This is a genomic window from Erwinia sp. 009765445 (genome assembly GCF_058137865.1).
The window spans coordinates 211697-234018 of sequence record NZ_JBYUWC010000003.1 but is presented as its reverse complement, the minus strand read 5'-3'; the positions used below and the strand labels follow the sequence as shown (position 1 = coordinate 234018).

Genomic DNA, 22322 nt, shown 5'->3' with positions numbered 1-22322 from the left:
GGGTGCTGAGGTGCACGATGGATGGGCAGGGAGTGAACAAAAATGGGGCAGGGGAATCTTTTGAACGCGCGGGACAGATACTGCATGACGACTTGGGCAAATTGTTGAAACGGGCGGAAAGAGTTCCGCCCGTGAAAACAATCTGTTGAAGGAGCGACTGTTCGCCCTGATTTCACTGGATTACGATTTGCGCCACTTACGGGTCAGCGGTTTCTCGATCTCGACAATCAGGAACAGCACGGCAGCTACAGCCAGCGGCACCAGCCAGAAGGTCAGCGGCAGCGGCACGGTGCCAAACAGCGTATTCATAAATGGCAGATAGATTATCGCCAGCTGCAGCAGCACCAGCACGCCGCTGACCAGCCAGATCCCGCGGTTCTGCAGCAGGCCACGGCTCAGCGAGAAGCTCTCAGTATCACGGCAGTTCAGCATGTACACCCACTGCGCGGTTACCAGCGTTTGCAGCAGCACGGTGCGGATAAATTCCGCGCTGTAGCCGCGAGGCTGCAGCCAGGCTTCCAGCATAAAGGCGCTGACCGCAATCAGGCTTCCCACAAAGCCGACGCGCCAGATGGCATAGCCATCCATCACGTGCCGTTTGGCATCACGCGGTTTCCTGCGCATGACGTTTTTGTCGGCTTTCTCAAAGGCCAGCCCGAACGAGAGCGTGGCGGAGGTCGCCATGTTCATCCACAGGATCTGCACCGGCGTCAGCGGCAGCAGGTTGCCCATCAGCATGGCAATCACGATCAGCAGACCCTGCGCCAGGTTGGTTGGCATGATAAACAGGATGGTTTTTTTCAGGTTATCGTAAACGCGACGGCCTTCTTTCACCGCGTTGGCGATGGTGGCGAAGTTGTCATCGGTCAGCACCATATCGGCGGCTTCTTTGGTCACCTCGGTACCCTTGATGCCCATCGCGATGCCGACATCGGCCTGCTTCAGGGCAGGCGCATCGTTAACGCCGTCACCGGTCATGCCAACCACTTCACCTTTATCCTGCAGCGCTTTCACCAGGCGCAGTTTATGCTGCGGGCTGGTACGGGCAAAGATGTCGTAGCGGATCGCCGCATCGGCCAGTTCACTGTCCGTCATGTGCTCCAGCTGATAGCCGGTCAGCGCGTTGCGACCGTCGCCGATCCCAAGCATTCTGCCGATGGCCATGGCGGTTTCCTGATGGTCACCGGTGATCATTTTCACGCGGATACCGGCACGATGGCAGTCAGCAATTGCCGCCACGGCTTCCGGACGCGGTGGGTCCATCATTGCAGCAATCCCGCAGAAGATCAGGCCGCTTTCAAGGCACTGGTGGGTCAGCGCAGGCTGGCTGTCATCCACCGGTTTAAAGGCGCTGGCGACCATACGCAGCCCTTCACGGGCGAAGCGGGCAATCTCATCTTCCCAGTGCTGCTGATCGAGCGGTTCGCTGCCTGTTGCTGTCATCTGTGATCCACACAGCTTCAGCAGCACGTCTGGCGCACCGGTCACTAAAATTTGCTGCTCGCCACCAATCTGGTGGTGGGTTGCCATATATTTCCAGGCCGAGTCGAAAGGAATTTTATCAATCAGGCGGATCTGTTCTTCGGGCAGATGCCCCTTCGCCGCCAGCACTTTCAGCGCACCGGCAGTCGGACCACCGGTAATGCCCCAGTGTCCCTGAGCGTCCTGAATCATGGTGCTTTCATTGCACAGATCAACGTTACGCAGGAAGCGGGCGAGCAGAGGGCTGGACGCCACATCAACAGGGTGCTGCCCCTCTTCACTGAGAAAACGGCCTTCAGGGCGATAGCTGTTGCCTTCCACCCGCACGTTGTTACCAGCCAGCAGCACGGCTTTTACCGTCATCTCATTCATGGTCAGCGTGCCGGTCTTGTCGCTGCACACCACGGTCATCGCGCCAAGCGTTTCCACGGTTGGCAGCTTGCGGATAATCGCCCGCTTACGCGCCATTGCCTGTACGCCGAGGGAGAGAATAATGGAGATGATGGCAGGCAGACCTTCCGGTACGGAAGCCACCGCCAGCCCAATCAGCGACAGCAGCAGTTCGCCCATAGGCATATCGCGCAGCAGCAGAGTAAAGACAAACAGCGCGGCCATCATCGCCAGAATGATCAGGAAAATCGCGTGGCCCAGCTTGTCCATCTGCACCAGCAGCGGCGTGCGCAGCGGCTGGATATCCGCCATCATATGGTTGATTTTCCCCAGCTCGGTATCACCGCCGGTGGTAATCACCACGCCGGTGGCGCTGCCTGCGCTAACGGTGGTACCGGAGAAGGCGAGGTTATCGCGATCGCCAATCATCACCTCAGCTGCGATCTCACCGGTTTGCTTGGTCACCGCCGTGGATTCGCCGGTCAGAATGGCTTCTTCCACCCGCAGATTGTGCGCCTCAATCAGGCGTAAATCGGCCGGGATACGGTCGCCAGCCCGCAGGGTCACAATGTCTCCCACCACCAGTTCGCTGGCTTCAATGGTCTGAATCTGACCGCCACGCATCACCTGTGTCTGGGCAGGCAGCATATTTTCAATACTTTTCAGTGACTTTTCGGCGTTGTTTTCCTGCACAAAGCCAATCAGTGAATTGATCACCGCCACGCCAAGGATCACCGCGGTATCCACCCAGTGTCCCATTACGCCGGTCAGCACTGCGGCAGCCAGCAAAACGTAGATCAGCACATCGTTGAAATGGGCCAGAAAGCGCATAAGTGCGCTTTTGCCTTCACGCTGTGGCAGCTGGTTTGGGCCATCTTCGGCCAGGCGTTTTTGCGCTTCTTCCACGGATAATCCCGCTTGAGCGCTGGTCAATCTCTTCAGTACCGTTGCAGTATCGTACCGGTACCAGGCTACGTCAGTTTTCTGACGGGAAGAGGCTGGAGGTAATCGCGACATAGATATTCCTTCAGGTGAGTTGTTTAGAATGTTTGCTAAGGGAGGCTATGCTGAAGGAAGCCTGATATGAGCTTATTGATCCGAAGCACTCTTTTTTCGGAAATATTCTGCAATATGCTGCTGGTTTAGTGGCCGTTTAGAGTGCGGGCGCTGAGTAAATTTTTGTGCTTAACATAGCGACAAGTGCTTTGCCTGGTTAGCATGAAGGAAGTTGGACGAGTCATAACGGATAAAGCGAGGCGTTAACGTGGGGAAAGTCATGGCGGACAAGTGGCAGTTGTGGATAGCAGGGGCCTGTTTAACAGCAGTGATGGCAGGTATGGCACATGCGGACTCTCTGGATGCCCAGCGCAGCCGTTATCTGCAGATTAAGCAGGCATGGGACAGCAATCAAATAGACACGGTGGCGCAGCTGATGCCCACACTGCGTGATTACCCTCTTTATCCCTACCTTGAATACCGCCAGCTGGCTCAGGATCTGGATCAGGAAAGCGGCTTTGTGGTCAGCGACTTCATTAAAAAATACCCCACTTTGCCGCCGGTTCGCTCTCTGTCAGCGCGTTTTGTGAACGAGCTGGCTCGCCGTCAGGACTGGCGTGGACTGCTGGTGTTCAGCCCGGAAGAGCCGAAGCCGGTAGCGGCCCGCTGTAACTGGTACTACGCCAAATGGGCGACCGGCCAGCAGCAGGTGGCTTATGACGGCGCCAAATCCATCTGGTTGCGTGGAACCTCCCTGCCGGGCACCTGTGACAAGCTGTTCAGCGTCTGGCAGGGGGCCGGGGAGCAAACGCCGATTACCACGCTGGAACGTATTCGCCTGGCGATGAAAGAGGGAAACAGCAACCTGGTGAATTTCCTGGCCGGTCAGCTTCCGCCTGATTACCAGACCATGGCTAATGCGATCATGGATCTGCAAAACAATCCACAAAACGTCGAGTCGTTTGCCCGTAGCGTGGGGCCGACCGATTTCACCCGCCAGGCCACTTCCGTCGCCTTCGCCAGAGTGGCGCGGGGAGATGTGGAGAACGCCAGGGCAATGATCCCTTCGCTGGTTCGCCTGCAGAAGATGAGCGAGCAGGAAGAGCAGGATCTGAACGAGGCGGTGGCCTGGCGGCTGATGGGCAATGACATCACGTCCGAACAGGCGCGCTGGCGTGACACCGTGGTGATGCGCAGCGACTCGACCTCGCTGATTGAGCGGCGGGTAAGGATGTCGCTGGGCAATAACGATCGCCGTGGCCTGAATACCTGGATTGCGCGTCTGCCGGTGGAAGCCAAGCAGAAGGATGAGTGGCAGTACTGGCAGGCCGACCTGCTGATGGATGAAGGGCGGAAAGAAGAGGCCAAAACGATTCTGCGCAAGCTGATGCAGGAGCGCGGTTTCTATCCGATGGTGGCCGCACAGCGTCTGGGCGTCGATTATACTCTGCAGGTGGATAAAGCGTCTGAGCCGGACAGCAGCCTGACTCAGGGGCCGGAGATCGCCCGCGTGCGCGAGCTGATGTACTGGGGAATGGACAACCTTGCCCGCTCGGAATGGAGCTATCTGGTCGGCAGCAAAACCAGCAGCCAGCAACAGCAGCTGGCCCGCTATGCTCACGAGCAAAACTGGTGGGATCTGAGCGTGCAGGCGACCATCTCCGGCAAGCTTTGGAACAGCCTGCAGGAACGCTTCCCGCTGGCTTATCAGGATCAGTTCAACCGCTACAGTCAGGGGAAAGCGATCCCGATCAGCTACGCCATGGCGATTGCCCGCCAGGAGAGTGCCTGGAACCCGAAAGCCCGCTCGCCGGTTGGCGCTTCCGGCCTGATGCAGGTGATGCCCGCCACGGCGCAGCATACGGTGAAGGTTTACCGTCTGCCGGGCTACAGCAACAGCAGCCAGCTGCTGGATCCTGAAACCAATATTCAGATCGGCACGCAGTATCTGGAGTCGGTTTACCAGCAGTTTGGCCAGAACCGGATCTTCTCCTCGGCGGCTTATAATGCCGGTCCGTCAAGGGTGAGAACCTGGTTGGGGAACAGTGCAGGGCGGCTGGATGCCGTGGCCTTTATCGAGACGATCCCGTTCTCGGAAACGCGCGGCTACGTGAAGAACGTGCTGGCCTATGATGCCTACTACCGCTATTTCATGAACAAACCGGATAAGATTCTGGCCGACAGCGAGTGGCAACGCCGCTACTGATCCACGGTGGCCTGTGCTATGCTGCTGTACTAGTTTAAGAGTATGGGCCACACATGACCGAATCTTCCGTTCCCGTAACCATGGAACCGCACAACGAAGAGTGGCAGCGTTTTGTTACGCTGCTGCAGCGTGCTTTCAGCAACGAGCTGCATCTGCCGCTGTTGCAACTGATGATGACGCCGGACGAGCGCGAAGCGCTGGGCACGCGCCTGCGGATTATTGAAGAGCTGATGCGTGGCGAACTCAGCCAGCGCGAGCTGAAAAATGATTTGGGCGTGGGCATTGCCACTATCACGCGCGGCTCAAACAGCCTGAAAAGTGCGCCGCCAGCGCTGAAGGCCTGGCTGGAGGCACAGCTGCTCAACGGGTCAGATAAGATCTGAGTCGTCGTGCTCTTTCAGCTGGTAAATTTCGTTATGGAAGGGGCATAGTGCCAGGATCAGCGCCTGATGATAAACGCTGGTGCGCGTCAGGTGCCCGGCGGTGAATGCACCGATGGCCCCGCCTTTTTGTTTGATGTTATCAATGCCGGTCAGGCGCGCCATCTCTTCGCCCAGTTCACGGCCTTCATGGATGCCCTTCATGACAATGGCAGGCAGCGTAAAGCTGGCCGAACGGGACTCTCCACGCAGTTTATGGTTTTCCACCACCATCCAGGCAAAGGCGGTGTCTTCTTCGATCCCGGCCTCAATCGCTACCCAGAAGTCCGCTTCCGGCCGAACCTGACGGGCATTCATCACCCGCTGGCGTGCGCCAGTTCTCGTTTCTGCGTTTGTCAGGGGTTGCAGTGCCACGCCGCTGTCGACCTGGACACCCTCAATATGGCAGGATCCTTCTCCGAAAATATCGCTGAACGCCAGAGAAATTGCCTTAATTTTGGCTGGATTGATGGTAGCAGCGACAACATGGTACATAATTGTTTGAACCCTCTACGCAAATTTGTCGCAGTATAACGGAAAATAGCAATGTTACAGGTCTATCTTGTTCGCCACGGGGAAACGCTTTGGAATGCAGCGCGACGCATTCAGGGACAGTCGGACAGCGCGCTGACTGAGAAAGGAGAGCAGCAGGCACATCAGGTGGGAGAACGGGTGAAGCACCTGGGAATTACCCACGTTATCTCCAGTGATTTGGGCCGCACTAAGCGTACTGCCGAAATCATTGCTGATGCCTGCGGCTGTAATGTCCAGCTTGACCCGCGCCTGCGTGAGCTGAACATGGGCGTGCTGGAACAGCGCCCGCTGGATTCGCTGACCGAAGAGGAAGAGAGCTGGCGGAAGACGCTGGTGGACGGGACGGAAAATGGCCGCATTCCCAACGGCGAATCGATGACGGAAATGGCCACCAGAATGCATGATGCGCTGAATGCCTGTCTCAAACTGCCAGCCGGAAGCCGTCCGCTGATTGTCAGCCACGGTATGGCGCTGGGCGTGCTGGTCAGTACGCTGCTGGGCCTGCCTGCTCATGCCGAACGTCGGCTGCGCTTACGCAATTGTTCCATCTCCCGCGTCGATCACCAGCAGAGCGCCTGGCTGGCAGAAGGCTGGGTGGTGGAAACGGCCGGGGATGTGTCACATCTGGCTGAACCCGCACTGGACGAACTGCAACGCTAGGAGCGGGACGAAATGAATTCGTCCCCGTCGGAATGTTATTCGTTGCGGTTGGATCTGCGGAATAGCGCCGGATGTTTCTGCATGGGCGGAATAATTTATTCCGCCCATCACGTTACGCGGGTTATGCCTCTTCCGGAGTGCGGATCGGGATCAGATACTCGCAGCGGATATCCGTTGGCGGCTCGGCACGTTTCTTACCGCCGTGGGTATAGAAACGTTCGATATCCTGACCATGACGTCGCGTCAGCTTGAGTGTTGGCATGCAGGTACCGTAAATCAGCAGGATAAATTCCTGAAGATTATTTTGCGGTCCCTCGTAGGTGAACTGCACATATTCCCCCCCTTCCAGCAATACCGTTTGCGTAGATTGCATCGGCTGAGACAGCTTGTCTGACGGCACCGCCGTGGTGTAGAGGATCTCCTGCTCGTCGTCCTTTTCCACGCTCGGGCGGGACTGATGCAGGCCATACAGCACCAGTGGCACCATATCGGTCTCGGTCAGGAACTGACGCCAGAAGTGCAGGCGCATCTCATCACGGTAGCTGGAGATCTGTTCAAGGGTGCAGGTGTAGCTCTGCGTCTGCCCAATCAGCACCGTTTCCGGCAGGCTGACATAGGTCGCTTCCGGCACGTGGAAGTCGCCCAGGCGGATTGGCGGACGCAGCCCGAACGAGTTCCAGTCTGACGAGCGGCGATAGTACGCCGGGGTCTGGTTAAACTGTTTTTTAAACGCACGGGTAAACGTCTGCTGTGAGTCAAAGCGATACTGCAAGGCGATGTCCAGAATCGGACGGCTGGTAAGACGGAGCGCCACTGCGGCTTTCGACAGGCGACGCGCGCGGATATAGGCGCCAATCGCATGCCCGGTAACTTCTTTAAACATTCTCTGCAGATGCCATTTTGAATACCCGGCCTTGGTCGCCACGTTGTCCAGGGACAGCGGCTGGTCAAGGTGGCTTTCAAGCCAGACTAGCAAGTCGCGAATGATACCGGCTTGATCCATAAATCGTCCTCATCCTACTCAAGATTGGTGCAACGGAAAACAATTTCACGTCGTGCTTAAGCCACACGTTCGACAAGTGTGTTATACCAGTGCGCGTTAGATATGCGGTTATCGCCTTCAACTGAGTGAAAGCCTGAAGAAGGTTAACTTACAATGTCATCTATTTTTTGCAATGGTAACGTTATGACAATGAGAAAATTGTTAATAATCACGTCTGTAATTTCAACATCCCTTTCCGCCCGGGCAGAGGTGGTGGGCTCTGTGGATACGGTGTTTAAGATGTTTGGGCCAGACCACAAAATCATTGTCGAAGCGTTCGACGACCCTGATGTAAAAAATGTAACCTGTTATATCAGCCGGGCAAAAACCGGTGGCATCAAGGGGGGACTGGGTATGGCGGAAGATACCTCAGACGCGGCCATTTCCTGTCAGCAGGTCGGTCCAGTTGAACTCAGCGACAAAATTGCCCAGGGCAAATCAGAGGGCGAGGTGGTGTTTCGTAAGCGTACTTCACTGGTGTTTAAAAAGCTGCAGGTGGTGCGGTTTTACGATCAAAAACGTAATGCGCTGATCTATCTGAGCTATTCCGATAAAGTCGTGGACGGGTCGCCTAAAAATGCCCTGAGTGCCGTGCCTATTATGCCGTGGAATAAATGATCTGAAAAGAAAAAGGGCCAGAACAAAGGCCCTCTGACTTTCTGCAGGGCGGGTTAGTCCTGCAGATCGCCGCAGAAGCGGTAACCTTCGCCGTGGATGGTGGCGATGATTTCCGGCGTATCCGGCGTGGATTCGAAGTGCTTACGAATACGGCGGATAGTCACGTCTACGGTACGGTCATGCGGCTTCAGCTCGCGACCGGTCATTTTCTTCAGCAAATCGGCGCGAGTCTGGATCTTGCCCGGGTTTTCGCAGAAATGCAGCATGGCGCGGAATTCACTGCGCGGTAGCTTGTACTGTTCGCCCTGTGGGCTGACCAGAGAGCGACTGTTGATATCCAGTTCCCAGCCGTTGAAGCGATAGCTTTCAACCAGCTTGCGTTCTTCGCTGTGAGGAGCGAGGTTCATGGTGCGAGAAAGCAGGTTACGGGCGCGGATAGTCAGCTCACGTGGGTTGAAAGGCTTGGTGATATAATCATCGGCACCAATTTCCAGGCCCAGAATTTTATCAACTTCATTGTCGCGACCGGTCAGGAACATCAGGGCTACGTTAGCTTGTTCACGTAATTCACGCGCCAGCAGCAGGCCATTTTTGCCTGGCAGGTTGATGTCCATAATCACCAGGTTGACGTCATTTTCCGTCAGAATCTGGTGCATTTCTGCGCCATCCGTAGCTTCATAAACCATGTAGCCTTCGGCCTCAAAAATACTTTTGAGAGTATTACGAGTAACTAATTCGTCTTCAACGATAAGTATGTGCGGGGTCTGCATGTGTTCGCTACCTAAATTGCCAACAAAACGATATGGGGCATACAGCTGCTAAACTACCTGATAAAAACAGGGGCGTCATCATACGCATTGCAACAGCCGTACAGAATATGTCAAAAAGCCATCAAGGACCGGGCGGCGCAGTCTGTCAAATAAGGGCTCCACCTCGTCACGGCACGATCAAAAATGGCGTATATCCTAACCTCATTAACAGCAACATAACAGCACAAGCCACGAGCAACAGGCAATAATTAAGGCTTAATTGACTTATATCAAATCAATTGTAGCACGTTAACTCTTTTATGAAAAACTCTTCCCAGAATGCCAGCTTAGCTCACAAAGTTGATTATTTAACTGCGGTTCACTGGCCCGATTTGTGAACATAGCAGAGCTAAATTTTAACATTTGTTAATTCTTTGAAGTAAATGGGATTATAGTGAGATAAATGTTTTTATCTCTGATTTAAGGGAACTAATGCCTTAGTTTTTGATTATGACAAGTTATGATTTATCTATATTGTTAATAAATGGTTAAAAAGGTCATGCTTTTTTTTAACCTGAACCCATGTCAGCATTAACGGTTTCATTCAACAGCAGACAGGCGACTATGCGCTTTCCCCTTATCCTTGTTTCACCGGCCCGTCCTGAAAACGTGGGTGCGACCGCCCGTGCCATGAAAACCATGGGCTTTGACGAGTTGCGTATCGTCAACAGCCTGGCCCATCTCGAACCCGCGGCTCGCTGGGTTGCCCATGGTGCGGGAGACATTCTGGACAATGTCACCCACTGGGACACGCTGTCAGCTGCGCTGGCCGATATTGATTTCAGTATTGCCACCACAGCCCGCAGCCGGGCTAAGTTTCGTTACTACGCCACTCCACAGCAGGTTGAAGCACTGCTGCAGGAAAAGCAGCAGTGGGTGAAAAGCGCCGCGCTGGTGTTTGGCCGCGAGGATACCGGACTGACCAATGAAGAGCTGGCGCTGGTTGATGTGCTGACCGGTGTCCCGATGGCTGCCGATTACCCTTCGCTGAATCTGGGGCAGGCGGTAATGGTTTACTGCTATCAACTCTCGGCCCTGCGTCAGGTGACTGCTTCGCAGGAACTGCCGGCAGACGGACACCAACTGGCGGCGTTAAGGCAGCGGGTGGATCGCCTGCTGGACAGCCTGGCAGTCAGCGATGACCAGAAGCTGATGGACTGGCTGGCGCAGCGTATTGGCCTGCTGGAGCAGCGTGATACTGCTATGCTGCACCGTCTGCTGCATGACGTAGAAAAAAAACTTATAGATAAAAAATCTGATTAAATTTCCGAATTCAGCAAGTGATCCTGATGTTATGGCTATAGCTAAAAGATCAGATCTGCATTTTGCGAAATTCCCGTCAGGCTGGTTATTCAGCGGTTCTGCCGCAAGGCGATAAAAAAATTGACTTAGCGGGGCATATGCTTTACTTCTGAAAGCCGACAGAATTTACAGACAGACAGACGATAAATTTAAAATGCGTACAAACAGCCTGATGACAACAATCATTATTACCACCACCATTACCACAGGTAACGGTGCGGGCTGACGCATACAGGAAGAATCAAAAATAAGCCCGCACCTGAACAGTGCGGGCTTTTTTTTCGGCAAAAATTCAGGAGAGCTTGAACATGCGAGTGCTGAAATTCGGTGGAACCTCAGTAGCCAATGCGGAACGATTCCTGCGTGTGGCTGACATATTGGAAAGTAATGCGCAGCAGGGACAGGTTGCTACCGTATTGTCCGCGCCGGCAAAAATCACCAACAATCTGGTGGCGATGATCGAGAAGACCATCAGCGGGCAGGACGCGCAGCCCAACGTCAGCGATGCGGAGAACATTTTTGCCTCGCTGCTGCAGGGACTGGCCGCAGCGCAGCCGGGCTTTAATTACGACAGGCTGAAAGCAGTGGTGGATCAGGAGTTCGCTCAGCTGAAGCAGGTATTGCACGGCATCAGCCTGCTTGGCCAGTGTCCGGACAGCGTGAACGCGGCCATTATCTGTCGCGGCGAAAAGCTCTCCATTGCGATTATGGAAGGTCTGCTGCAGGCTCGGGGTCACGGCGTCAGCGTGATTGATCCGGTTGAGAAGCTGCTGGCCCTCGGGCACTACCTTGAATCCACCGTAGATATTCCTGAATCCACCCGTCGTATTGCTGCCAGCAAAATCCCTGCAAAAAACGTGGTGCTGATGGCTGGTTTCACTGCCGGAAATGATAAAGGCGAACTGGTGGTGCTGGGCCGAAACGGCTCCGACTACTCCGCTGCCGTACTGGCCGCCTGCCTGCGTGCTGACTGCTGCGAAATCTGGACTGATGTCGACGGTGTGTATACCTGTGACCCGCGTCAGGTGCCAGATGCGCGACTGCTGAAATCAATGTCTTACCAGGAAGCGATGGAGCTTTCCTACTTTGGTGCCAAGGTACTGCATCCCCGCACCATCACACCAATTGCCCAGTTCCAGATCCCATGCCTGATTAAAAACACCGCCAACCCACAGGCTCCTGGTACGCTGATCGGTGGTGACAGCTCCGATGATGACAACCCGGTTAAGGGCATCACCAACCTCAACAATATGGCGATGTTCAACGTCTCCGGGCCGGGAATGAAGGGCATGATCGGCATGGCAGCCCGTGTCTTCGCGGCAATGTCCCGCAGCGGAATCTCTGTGGTGTTGATCACCCAGTCGTCTTCCGAATACAGCATCAGCTTCTGTGTGCCGCAGAGTGACCTGCTGCGCGCCCGTCGCGTGCTGGAAGATGAGTTCTACCTTGAGCTGAAAGACGGCCTGCTGGAGCCGCTGGACGTGATGGAAAACCTCGCGGTGATCTCCGTGGTCGGCGACGGTATGCGTACCCTGCGCGGCATTTCTGCCAAGTTCTTCTCGGCACTGGCGCGCGCCAATATCAATATCGTGGCGATTGCCCAGGGCTCGTCCGAGCGCTCAATCTCCGTAGTGGTCAGCAACGAAGACGCCACTACGGGCGTGCGGGTTGTGCATCAGATGCTGTTTGCCACCGACCAGGTTATCGAAGTTTTTGTGATTGGCGTGGGAGGTGTGGGGGCAGCGTTGATCGACCAGTTGCATCGCCAGCAGGCGTGGCTTAAGAATAAGCATATTGACCTGCGTGTCTGCGGGATCGCCAATTCGAAAGCATTGCTGACCAACGTGCACGGTATTGCGCTGGAAAACTGGAAGGAAGCCCTGAAGGAAGCGAAAGAGCCCTTTAATCTGCCGCGACTGAACCGCCTGGTGAAAGAGTATCACCTGCTGAATCCGGTGATCGTTGACTGTACCTCCAGCCAGACCGTGGCCGACCAGTATGCCGATTTCCTGGCTGATGGCTTCCACGTGGTGACGCCGAACAAAAAGGCCAATACCTCCTCCTGGAATTACTATCAGCAGATGCGCGCAGCCGCAGCGAAATCCCGCCGTAAATTCCTGTACGATACCAACGTGGGCGCGGGCCTGCCGGTAATCGAGAACCTGCAGAATCTGCTGAATGCCGGTGACGAGCTGATCCACTTCTCCGGCATCCTCTCCGGTTCGCTCTCCTTTATTTTTGGTCAGCTGGACGAAGGTATTTCGCTGTCTGAAGCGACCCGCGTGGCGCGTGAAATGGGCTTTACCGAGCCGGACCCGCGCGACGATCTCTCTGGCATGGACGTGGCACGCAAGCTGCTGATTCTGGCACGTGAGGCGGGTTACCAGCTGGAGCTGAGCGACATCGATATTGAAGATGTCCTGCCAGCAGAGTTCACCGCTATTAAAGATGTGGAAACCTTTATGGCCCGTCTGCCAGAGCTGGATGACGCCTTTGCAACCCGCGTGGCCAGCGCGGCGCAGGAAGGCAAAGTGCTGCGCTTTGTCGGGGCGATTGAAGAGGGCGGCCATTGCCGGGTGAAAATAGATGCCGTGGACGAGCACTCTCCGCTGTATAAAGTAAAAAATGGTGAGAATGCGCTGGCCTTCTACAGCCGCTATTATCAGCCGATTCCGTTGGTTCTGCGCGGCTATGGTGCGGGCAACGATGTGACCGCTGCGGGTGTGTTTGCCGATCTGCTGCGTACCTTGTCATGGAAGTTGGGAGTTTAACGATGGTCAAGATTTATGCCCCTGCCTCAATTGGCAACGTCAGCGTAGGCTTTGATGTGCTGGGTGCGGCAGTGTCTCCGGTAGACGGTACCCTGCTGGGTGACTGCGTGACCGTGGAAGCGGCCAGCGAGTTCAGCCTGCGCAACGAGGGGAGTTTCGTCAGCAAGCTGCCGACCAATCCGCAGGAAAACATTGTCTGGCAATGCTGGGACCGCTTCTGTGAAGCTATCGGGGAGCGCGTGCCGGTGGCGATGACGCTGGAGAAAAACATGCCGATTGGTTCGGGGCTGGGATCCAGCGCCTGCTCCGTGGTGGCAGGTCTGATGGCGATGAACGAGCACTGTGGCAAGCCGCTGAACGACACCGAACTGCTGGCGCTGATGGGCGAGCTGGAAGGGCGGATTTCCGGCAGCGTTCATTACGATAACGTCGCGCCTTGTTTCCTTGGCGGTATCCAGCTGATGCTGGAAGAGAACGGCATTATCAGCCAGCAAGTGCCGGGCTTTGCTGACTGGCTGTGGGTGATGGCCTATCCGGGGATCAAAGTTTCCACGGCTGAAGCGCGGGCAATCCTGCCAGCACAGTACCGTAAAGAAGACATTATTAAACACGGTCGCTATCTGGGCGGGTTTATCCATGCCTGCCACACGCAACAGCCTGAGCTGGCGGCGAAGCTGATGCGCGATGTGATTGCTGAGCCATACCGCACTAAACTTTTACCAGGGTTTGCTGAAGCCCGTCAGGCCGCGCAGGACATTGGCGCGCTGGCCTGCGGCATTTCCGGCTCTGGTCCAACGCTGTTTGCCGTCTGTAATCAACCGGATACGGCGCAGCGCATGGCAGAGTGGCTCCGCCAGCACTATCTGCAGAATGATGAAGGCTTCGTCCATATTTGCCGGATCGACACGGCAGGCGCACGTAAACTGGGATAACGCATGAAACTGTATAATCTTAAGGATCACAACGAGCAGGTTAGCTTCTCACAGGCGGTGAAACAGGGTCTGGGTAAACAGCAGGGGCTTTTTTTCCCCCTTGAGCTGCCGGAATTTGAACTGACCGATATCGACGAAATGCTCGAAATGGATTTCGTCAGCCGTAGCAGCAAGATCCTCTCGGCTTTCATTGGCGACGAAATCGCCCCGCACCAGCTGCACGAGCGCCTGAAGAGTGCTTTTGCCTTCCCGGCTCCGGTGGCGAAAGTCACTGATGATATCGCCTCACTGGAGCTGTTCCACGGCCCGACTCTGGCCTTTAAGGACTTCGGCGGTCGCTTTATGGCGCAGATGCTCTCCTATGTAAGCGAAGCGGATGAGAAAATCACCATTCTGACTGCCACTTCCGGTGATACCGGCGCTGCGGTGGCCCACGCCTTTTACGGCATGGACAACGTCCGTGTGGTGATCCTGTATCCGCAGGGCAAAATCAGTCCGCTGCAGGAAAAACTGTTCTGTACGCTGGGCGGCAATATTCAGACCATCGCCATCGATGGTGATTTCGATGCCTGCCAGTCTCTGGTGAAACAGGCCTTTGATGATGAGCTGCTGAAAAAGGCTATCGGCCTGAACTCTGCCAACTCGATCAATATCAGCCGCCTGCTGGCACAAATTTGTTATTACTTCGAAGCGGTGGCCCAGCTGCCGCAGGAAAAACGTAACCAGCTGGTGATTTCCGTGCCGAGCGGTAACTTTGGCGACCTGACGGCCGGTCTGCTGGCGAAGTCTCTGGGCCTGCTGGTGAAGCGTTTTATCGCAGCCACCAACGCTAACGACACCGTTCCGCGCTTCCTGACCGGGGGGGAATGGCTGCCAAATGCAACCGTTGCCACGCTGTCGAACGCCATGGACGTCAGCCAGCCGAACAACTGGCCGCGTGTGGAAGAGATCTTCCGTCGCAAAACCTGGCGTCTGACCGATCTGGGCTATGGCGCAGTGGATGATGAAACCACCAAAGCCACCATGCGTGAGCTGGCGGATCTGGGGTATATCTCCGAGCCGCACGCGGCTATTGCTTACCGTCTGCTGCGCGATCAGCTGCAGGAAGGGGAGTTTGGCCTGTTCCTCGGCACGGCGCACCCGGCCAAGTTCAAAGAGAGCGTGGAAGAGATTCTGGGTCAGAAACTCCCCTTGCCGGAAGCTTTAGCCGAGCGGGCCGATCTGCCGCTGTTGTCGCACAACATGGCGGCTGATTTCGCCGAACTGCGCGACTTCCTGCTGCACAAATAAACCCGAAGGCCCTGACTTCCCGGTCGGGGCCAGTTTTAACTGTTTGCTCCCCTCTGCTGCCCGGCTGCCTGACTGGCCGTTGCTACATCGCCACGTACCTTGCTGTGTGCCTGATAGATCTGATTCACCATTTTATAAGTCAGCCCGAATGCAGCTGCCGTCCCGGCGTTGTTGAACAGGCTGGAGAGCAGCTGTGGCGCTTTGCCTTTGGTCAGGGCATTGAATCCCTGCTGTGAAAGTAATGTGGTTGAGTTAGCGATGTTATTCCAGCTCAGGCGGGCTATCGAATGATCGAGCAGACGGCCGTAATCTTTCATCGGCAGGGAAGGGGAGAGCTTTTGCGAATCGCCCACCTGCTTCGCGTCGTAGTGTTTCCCTAAAAAGGCATCACCCGTTTCAATTACCGAGTTACAGGCGGCACGGATCGAGGAAACGATCGCTGCCATTTCGTGCAGCTCTTTGCCACTGAGGCGCTGACCTGCGGCATCGCGCAGTTCAGGCCCGGAGACGCTGTAACCCTTCGGCAGCGCTTTCTGAATCAGACCATCCTGTAACATGCCCATAGCCAGCGTATTCAGCGTATACCATGCACCGTTGGTACTCATATTGTCATCACTGACCCCAAAACTGGCTTTGCCATCCTGCGAGGCAACCATACTGCCCGTGGCCTGCAGTGATTCACGTGTGGCGGCGTAAATGACGTTTCGTAACTGAGTGCTGAGCACGCGAGCCGTCAGGCCAGAATTCCCCGAAATTGCGCCAGCTAATGACATCCCCACGTTGAGCAATTCTGCGGCAATCTGCTGTCCGGTTACCCGACTTGAATCCGTTGCGGTTTGCGCGCTCAAACGTGCCCACTCTTCAGGTTTATCGCGGCGGATAACGTCGGCCTGGTTGGGACTGAGGCCAAATTGTCCCCGTACGGCAACTTCATTATTTTGCGGATCGCGGGCCAGTCTCGGTTCACGGATATGCTGATGGGCGGCGATATTAGCCAGCGAAAGGGCGACCTGCAGTCCAACCGCAGCCGCAGGATGCTTCTCCGCCAGATGGGGCAGCATCAGATTATAGGCTTCGATAAACGCCTCTTCACGCATCATCGTTGGCAGCCCACAGGTGATCATCTGCTGCAGGGCATGGCCGCCCAGCGCGCCCCAGGCTTTATTTTGCAGCGGGGCAGCGGTGAATTTTCCCAGGCTGATGGCTGAAGCTTTGGTGTCATTCCAGCCGGTCCGCCCTGCTATTTTAGCGCCTTTCCACCCGGCGTTTCCGACGATTTTGGCCCCGCTCCAGGCCATGTTCCCGCCCGTTTTCATCCCGCCCCAGGTGGCATTACCCGCTGTTTTCGCACTTCCCAGAGCGTAGCTTCCGCCACTTTTCATGCCTTCCCAGGCCGCACGGGAACCGCGTCCTGCGCTCTCCTTCATCCCGGAAAAAAACTGGGTCGCGCTGCCTGCTGCTCTGGCTGCCCGTCCCGGCCTGTTATCCGGCTGCGGGCCACTCTCAATGTCGCCCCGGGTGCCGGGTGTGGTCATTTCATATTGACCGGGAACGTGCCGGATCGAGTTACTCATGGTTCTCCTCCTTAGTCAGTTCACGGCGGTCAAACGCCACGCACAGGGTCATAAAGTCAGCCAGCCATCCGGCAAAAGCCTCAGCGTCCAGCCCGGTGGTGTCCCAGCGGCAAACCAGACAGATTTTCTCGCCACTCAGTGCGAACGCGCAGTTGGTTAACACCTGAAGCTCGCTGTTGACGGAGAGCAGTTCTTCGGTGGAAAGCGTCAGGTTCAACGGCGTGGAGAGAGACAGGTGGCGCTGATCGGCACAGGCGATGATTTCAATCGATCGTTCAGGAAAGTGCAGTAAACCAAAACAGCCATCCTCAATATAGCGGGTGGTGGGCAATCCCAGCAGCCCGATCGTTTGTTGCAGCAGCGGATGATGCCATTCCGTCTGCAAAGCCTGCTGTGCCAGCGCATCGCTCTGCCTGGCGGTTTGCTGTTGCCAGCCGGCAATCCACTCTGGCAGCGGCGGAACGGGTTCCTCTGGCTCTGGCGAAATCTGACCCAGCGACAGCAGCAAATCCACCAGACTGGCAGCGAGCGAGTCAACATCGTTCATTACCTCCGCCAGCGCATCAGCATCACCCACAGCATCGAAAGCCAGCCGCTTCAGCAGTAGCGTATTACCGTGTTCATCAACAGAGATCGCAATGCCACTCATCGCCATCGCCACATCATTCACCCGCAGCAGGGCTTCCTGCCAGCTTTCCGGATGCAGGGCCTGAGGTTTTTGCAGCCATCCGGCAACCAGCCATAAGGGGACTGGAACCTCGCTCTGACAGATCGTCACCAGATGCAGGGCAGTCAGCTTGATCACTCCCGTACGGGCAAACTCCTCCTGCCGGGGTTGATCGACGGCAAACTGGCTGGCGGCGGCCTGAAGCCAGGCTCGCGATGATTCAGGCAGGGCGTTTTCTGTCAGTGAGTTTCGGGTTTCAACCTGCGGATGTGACGCCTGCCAGATCCGGTCGCTGATGGTTTTAAGCAAATGCCGATCCATACCTACCTCATGGCTGAATTGACGCGGTAAGGCCTGTGTGTTCAAAAAAGTGTCACAGTTCCAGGCATCAGTAAAAGGTATGGCTGGCGTAAATTGGGGGGAGGTAAAGGCAGCCGCACAAGGGGCCGGGCCGCCTTAGGGATAACCTGAAGTTATGGGGCTTCGTGGCGTTTAAAGACCAGTTCATGCTCATTGCTTTCGTCAGCCACGAAGAAATAGCCGTCAACGTCGAATTTTTTCAGCTGGGCGGGTTTACTCAGGCGGTGCTCAATGATATAGCGGCTCATCAGCCCACGCGCTTTTTTGGCGTAGAAACTGATCACTTTGAACTTGCCGTTTTTCTCGTCGAGGAACACCGGCTTGATGATGCGGCCGTTCAGCTTCTTCGGCTTCACCGCTTTAAAGTATTCATCGGAAGCCAGGTTGATCAACACATCATCACCTTGCTCTGCCAGCGCCTCGTTTAGCACTACGGTCAGACGATCGCCCCAGAAGCTGTAGAGATCTTTACCTGCCGGATTTTCCAGCTTTATGCCCATTTCCAGACGATAAGGCTGCATCAGATCCAGCGGGCGCAGCAAGCCATACAGGCCGGAAAGCATACGCAGATGCTGCTGGGCAAAGTCGAAATCTTTCTCTTTAAAGGTCTCAGCCTGCAACCCCGTGTAAACATCCCCTTTAAAAGCCAGAATCGCCTGGCGGGCGTTGTCCGGAGAAAAGGGCGTTTGCCAGTTCTGGAAGCGTCCGGCATTCAGGTCAGCCAGCTTGTCGCTGATGCTCATCAGTTTGCCAATCTGCACTGGCGTCAGCTTGCGCGCCACCTCAATCAGTTTCCGGGAATCATCCAGCAGCGCCGGTTGGGTGAAGCGGTCGGTCGCCAGCTCGCTTTCGAAATCCAGCGTCTTGGCCGGAGAGATAATCATCAGCATGAGAGGTTCCTTATTAAATACGTCAGAGAAGGCAAAATCGGGAAGGCAGTACTGTAGCAAAAAAGTGCGATGAAGGGACAAATCGCTGCCATTGACGGGGTTTAGCACTCAGTGTTCTGGCGGCAACCTTACCTTGCATGGAAGGTGGTGCGTGATATTATCCGTGACAGAGATTTTCAAGAACCCGATAACTCTACCTGATGAGAATGACAACTATGACGGACAAACTGACTTCCCTGCGTCAACTCACTACCGTTGTTGCCGATACCGGCGACATTGCAGCGATGAAGCTGTACCAGCCACAAGATGCCACTACCAACCCTTCCCTGATCCTGAGCGCCGCGCAGATCCCTGAATACCGCAAGCTGATTGATGAAGCGGTAGCCTGGGCACGCGATCAGAGCAGCAAAAAAGAAGAGCAGATCCAGTACGCTGCTGACAAACTGGCGGTGAACATCGGTCTGGAAATCCTCAAGCTGGTGCCTGGCCGTATCTCTACTGAAGTGGATGCGCGCCTGTCTTATGACACCGAAGGCAGCATCAATAAAGCCCGTTCCCTGATCAAACTGTATAACGATGCCGGCATCAGCAACGACCGCATCCTGATCAAACTGGCTTCCACCTGGCAGGGCATCCGTGCTGCTGAGCAGCTGGAAAAAGAAGGCATCAACTGTAACCTGACCCTGCTGTTCTCCTTTGCTCAGGCCCGTGCCTGCGCTGAAGCGGGTGTCTACCTGATCTCCCCATTTGTGGGCCGTATCCTGGACTGGTACAAAGCCAATACCGACAAGAAAGAGTACGCGGCGAATGAAGATCCAGGCGTGGTTTCCGTGTCTGAAATCTACACTTACTACAAACAGCATGGCTACGAGACCGTGGTGATGGGTGCCAGCTTCCGTAACGTGGGCGAAATCATCGAGCTGGCTGGCTGTGACCGTCTGACCATCTCCCCGGGCCTGCTGAAAGAGCTGGCTGAGAGCGAAGGCTCGCTGGAGCGTAAGCTGTCATGGTCTGGCGAAGTGAAAGCGCGTCCGGCGAAAATGACCGAATCTGAATTCCTGTGGCAGCACAACCAGGATCCGATGGCGGTGGATAAACTGGCTCAGGGCATCCGTAACTTTGCCATCGACCAGGGCAAACTCGACAAGATGATCGCTGATCTGTTGTAAGTTGTGACGTGGCCGGGGTAACCGGCCACGCTTTTCCCCCTCGCTGTACATCCCGCTTTGCAATAGTTTATGCTTTGCCCAGATCCCTCTTAAATCCCGTATCCGCGCTCCCGCGGTGGACGGAATCACAGTGACGACACCATGAATACATTACGCATAGGACTAATTTCCGTTTCCGACCGCGCTGCCAATGGCATTTACCAGGACGAAGGGTTGCCCGCGCTGGAAGCATGGCTGACCCAGGCGCTGGCGGCCCCTTTTGAGATTGAAAAACGCCTGGTGCCGGACGAGCAGCCGATGATTGAGCAGGCAATCTGTGAGCTGGTGGACGAGCTGTTCTGTCACCTGGTGCTGACCACCGGTGGAACCGGTCCGGCCCGGCGTGACGTGACCCCTGATGCCACGCTGGCGATTGCCGATCGGGAGATACCGGGCTTTGGCGAGCAGATGCGCCAGATCAGCCTGAACTTTGTGCCGACTGCGATCCTTTCGCGCCAGGTTGGAGTGATCCGCAAACAGTCGTTAATCATTAATCTGCCAGGCCAGCCAAAGTCGATTAAAGAGACGCTGGAAGGGCTTAAGGATGAGCAGGGCAAGGCGAAGGTTCACGGTATTTTTGCCAGTGTACCGTATTGTATCCAGTTGCTGGATGGGCCTTATGTTGAAACTCACGCGGCTGTGGTAGCAGCATTTCGCCCCAAAAGCGCCCGTCGCGAAACAAACGGCTAAAAATTCTCTGATTCAGGCATAAAATCCAGCGCGACTGGTGTAGCGGAAAATGAACGGTATAGTACGGTTAGCTTTACAGAGAATAACTAAACTTTTTTCCTCTACTTCTGGATGTGCCTGAATCATTATGCTTTCCGACAGCGCGCGCCGGTTAAACCGGCAGGATTATAAGACTCTTTCTCTGGCGGCGCTGGGTGGCGCACTGGAGTTCTACGACTTCATTATTTTTGTCTTCTTCGCAGCGGTGATTGGCGACCTCTTCTTTCCTCCTGATATCCCTGACTGGCTGCGCCAGGTGCAGACCTTTGCGATCTTTGCCGCCGGTTATCTGGCGCGTCCGTTGGGCGGCATCATCATGGCGCATTTTGGTGACAGCAAAGGCCGCAAGAAGATGTTCAGCCTCAGCATACTGCTGATGGCGCTGCCCACGCTGGCGATGGGATTACTGCCTGGTTATGCCACGCTCGGTATTGCCGCACCCATTTTGCTGCTGCTGTTACGCATGTTGCAGGGCGCAGCGGTGGGCGGTGAAGTGCCCGGAGCCTGGGTGTTTGTGGCCGAGCACGTACCGGTGAAGCGTATCGGTTTTGCCTGCGGCACGCTGACGGCTGGTCTGACCGCCGGGATCCTGCTGGGATCGGTAGTGGCAACGTTGATTAACAAAGGTTTTGGCCCGCAGGGTATTGTTGAAGGTGGCTGGCGTATTCCTTTCCTGCTCGGCGGAGCCTTTGGCCTGGTGGCGATGTACCTGCGCCGCTGGCTGCAGGAAACCCCGATTTTTATCGAGCTTGAGGCGCGTAAAGCGCTGGCGGCTGAGCTGCCGCTAAAGGCCGTGGTGGTTAACCACAGGAAAGAGATCGCCGTCTGCATGCTGCTGACCTGGCTGCTTTCGGCTGGGGTGGTGGTGGTGATCCTGATGACGCCAACCTGGCTGCAAAAGGTTTATAACATTCCTACCGCGCAGGCGTTGCAGGCTAACAGCCTGGCGACGATCGCGCTGATTGTGGGCTGTATCTGTGCCGGTCTTGCCGCCGATCGCTTTGGTGCCAGTAAAACGTTTATCTTCGGCAGCCTGCTGCTGGCTGCGTGTAGCTGGATTTTCTACCGGGCGGTGGGCACACATCCGGAGCTGCTGTTCGCCTGTTATGCTCTGGTTGGCCTGAGCGTTGGCGTGGTAGGCGCGGTGCCTTATGTGATGGTGCGTTCTTTTCCGGCTGAAGTGCGTTTTACCGGGATCTCATTCTCCTACAATGTGGCCTACGCTATTTTTGGTGGGTTAACGCCGATCTTCGTCACGCTGATTATGGCCGTCACGCCACTGGCTCCGGCTTATTACGTGCTGGCGCTGTCGGTCATTGGCTTGTTGCTGGGGATTTACCTGAAGCGGGACTTCGCTCACCGCGATGTTAACGGGCAGGCGGACAGTTATAGCTAACAACAAAAAGACGTCACCTGTGACAGCCCGACTCGTGCCGTCCATGG

At 55.7% G+C, this 22322-nt stretch carries 19 protein-coding genes and 1 other annotated feature; of the genes, 12 read left to right on the top strand and 7 right to left on the bottom strand.

Annotated elements, in window-relative coordinates; translation table 11 throughout:
* Positions 1 to 180 precede the first annotated feature (180 nt).
* Positions 181 to 2889 carry a cation-transporting P-type ATPase gene (locus AC3Y5R_RS04505; protein ID WP_489920331.1) on the bottom strand — a complete coding sequence of 903 codons (2709 nt, stop codon included), beginning with the start codon at positions 2887 to 2889 and terminating at the stop codon, positions 181 to 183.
* Positions 2890 to 3148: 259 nt separating this feature from the next.
* Between AC3Y5R_RS04505 and sltY the strand changes: the two genes are divergently transcribed.
* Both sltY and trpR read left to right on the top strand, forming a co-directional pair.
* A complete protein-coding gene (gene sltY / locus AC3Y5R_RS04500; protein WP_489920385.1) occupies positions 3149 to 5074 on the top strand; it encodes a murein transglycosylase in 1926 nt (641 codons plus the stop codon).
* A gap of 53 nt (positions 5075 to 5127) precedes the next feature.
* Positions 5128 to 5457: a trp operon repressor gene (gene trpR, locus AC3Y5R_RS04495; protein WP_158781905.1), complete on the top strand. Its 330-nt coding sequence runs from the start codon at positions 5128 to 5130 to the stop codon at positions 5455 to 5457.
* Here the strand turns inward: trpR and yjjX are convergent.
* On the bottom strand, positions 5443 to 5988 hold the full coding sequence (yjjX, locus tag AC3Y5R_RS04490; RefSeq protein ID WP_489920330.1) for an inosine/xanthosine triphosphatase: 546 nt from the start codon (positions 5986 to 5988) through the stop codon (positions 5443 to 5445). The two genes, trpR and yjjX, sit on opposite strands and share 15 nt — an antisense overlap.
* 51 nt (positions 5989 to 6039) lie before the next feature.
* On the opposite strand from yjjX, the gene gpmB reads away from it, so the two are divergent.
* Positions 6040 to 6687 (top strand): 2,3-diphosphoglycerate-dependent phosphoglycerate mutase GpmB, encoded by a 648-nt coding sequence (gpmB, locus tag AC3Y5R_RS04485; RefSeq protein ID WP_489920329.1) that lies wholly within the window; start codon positions 6040 to 6042, stop codon positions 6685 to 6687.
* Positions 6688 to 6808: 121 nt separating this feature from the next.
* Here the strand turns inward: gpmB and robA are convergent, their stop codons facing one another.
* On the bottom strand, positions 6809 to 7690 hold the full coding sequence (gene robA / locus AC3Y5R_RS04480) for an MDR efflux pump AcrAB transcriptional activator RobA (RefSeq protein WP_489920328.1): 882 nt from the start codon (positions 7688 to 7690) through the stop codon (positions 6809 to 6811).
* 183 nt (positions 7691 to 7873) lie between these two features.
* On the opposite strand from robA, the gene creA reads away from it, so the two are divergent.
* On the top strand, positions 7874 to 8347 hold the full coding sequence (gene creA / locus AC3Y5R_RS04475; protein ID WP_489920327.1) for a protein CreA: 474 nt from the start codon (positions 7874 to 7876) through the stop codon (positions 8345 to 8347).
* A 53-nt stretch (positions 8348 to 8400) separates the two neighbouring features.
* On the opposite strand, the gene arcA is transcribed toward creA, so the two are convergent.
* The gene (arcA, locus tag AC3Y5R_RS04470; RefSeq protein ID WP_158781900.1) at positions 8401 to 9117 is read right to left on the bottom strand and encodes a two-component system response regulator ArcA; all 717 of its coding nucleotides are present in this window, start codon (positions 9115 to 9117) and stop codon (positions 8401 to 8403) included.
* A 603-nt stretch (positions 9118 to 9720) separates the two neighbouring features.
* On the opposite strand from arcA, the gene AC3Y5R_RS04465 reads away from it, so the two are divergent.
* The 5 genes from AC3Y5R_RS04465 (at position 9721) to thrC (ending at position 15451) form a co-directional block, all read left to right on the top strand.
* Positions 9721 to 10419, top strand: coding sequence for a tRNA/rRNA methyltransferase (locus AC3Y5R_RS04465; RefSeq protein ID WP_489920326.1), 699 nt, complete (start codon positions 9721 to 9723; stop codon positions 10417 to 10419).
* A 193-nt stretch (positions 10420 to 10612) separates the two neighbouring features.
* Complete coding sequence (gene thrL, locus AC3Y5R_RS04460) at positions 10613 to 10684, top strand: thr operon leader peptide (protein WP_158785251.1); 72 nt, start codon at positions 10613 to 10615, stop codon at positions 10682 to 10684.
* Positions 10620 to 10741: a sequence feature (Thr leader region), on the top strand. Its footprint overlaps the gene before it by 65 nt.
* A 25-nt stretch (positions 10742 to 10766) precedes the next feature.
* A complete protein-coding gene (gene thrA / locus AC3Y5R_RS04455; protein ID WP_489920325.1) occupies positions 10767 to 13229 on the top strand; it encodes a bifunctional aspartate kinase/homoserine dehydrogenase I in 2463 nt (820 codons plus the stop codon).
* 2 nt (positions 13230 to 13231) lie between these two features.
* Entirely contained in the window at positions 13232 to 14161 is a 930-nt protein-coding gene (gene thrB, locus AC3Y5R_RS04450; RefSeq protein ID WP_489920324.1) for a homoserine kinase, read from the top strand.
* A gap of 3 nt (positions 14162 to 14164) precedes the next feature.
* Positions 14165 to 15451, top strand: coding sequence for a threonine synthase (gene thrC / locus AC3Y5R_RS04445; protein WP_489920323.1), 1287 nt, complete (start codon positions 14165 to 14167; stop codon positions 15449 to 15451).
* Positions 15452 to 15486: 35 nt separating this feature from the next.
* Here thrC and AC3Y5R_RS04440 read toward each other — a convergent pair whose 3' ends face one another.
* The 3 genes from AC3Y5R_RS04440 to yaaA all read right to left on the bottom strand — a co-directional run bounded on the left by AC3Y5R_RS04440 (position 15487) and on the right by yaaA (position 18942).
* Entirely contained in the window at positions 15487 to 17025 is a 1539-nt protein-coding gene (locus AC3Y5R_RS04440; RefSeq protein ID WP_489920322.1) for a hypothetical protein, read from the bottom strand.
* Positions 17018 to 18013 carry a type III secretion system chaperone gene (locus tag AC3Y5R_RS04435; RefSeq protein WP_489920321.1) on the bottom strand — a complete coding sequence of 332 codons (996 nt, stop codon included), beginning with the start codon at positions 18011 to 18013 and terminating at the stop codon, positions 17018 to 17020. The genes AC3Y5R_RS04440 and AC3Y5R_RS04435 overlap by 8 nt, the downstream gene beginning before the upstream one ends.
* Before the next feature lie 152 nt (positions 18014 to 18165).
* Positions 18166 to 18942, bottom strand: coding sequence for a peroxide stress protein YaaA (gene yaaA / locus AC3Y5R_RS04430; RefSeq protein WP_489920320.1), 777 nt, complete (start codon positions 18940 to 18942; stop codon positions 18166 to 18168).
* Positions 18943 to 19157: 215 nt separating this feature from the next.
* On the opposite strand from yaaA, the gene tal reads away from it, so the two are divergent.
* The 3 genes from tal (at position 19158) to AC3Y5R_RS04415 (ending at position 22275) form a co-directional block, all read left to right on the top strand.
* A complete protein-coding gene (tal, locus tag AC3Y5R_RS04425; protein WP_158781892.1) occupies positions 19158 to 20111 on the top strand; it encodes a transaldolase in 954 nt (317 codons plus the stop codon).
* A gap of 141 nt (positions 20112 to 20252) precedes the next feature.
* Positions 20253 to 20840, top strand: a complete 588-nt coding sequence (gene mog / locus AC3Y5R_RS04420; protein WP_489920319.1) for a molybdopterin adenylyltransferase — start codon at positions 20253 to 20255, stop codon at positions 20838 to 20840.
* Positions 20841 to 20967: 127 nt separating this feature from the next.
* Positions 20968 to 22275, top strand: a complete 1308-nt coding sequence (locus tag AC3Y5R_RS04415; RefSeq protein WP_489920318.1) for an MFS transporter — start codon at positions 20968 to 20970, stop codon at positions 22273 to 22275.
* Positions 22276 to 22322 lie beyond the last annotated feature (47 nt).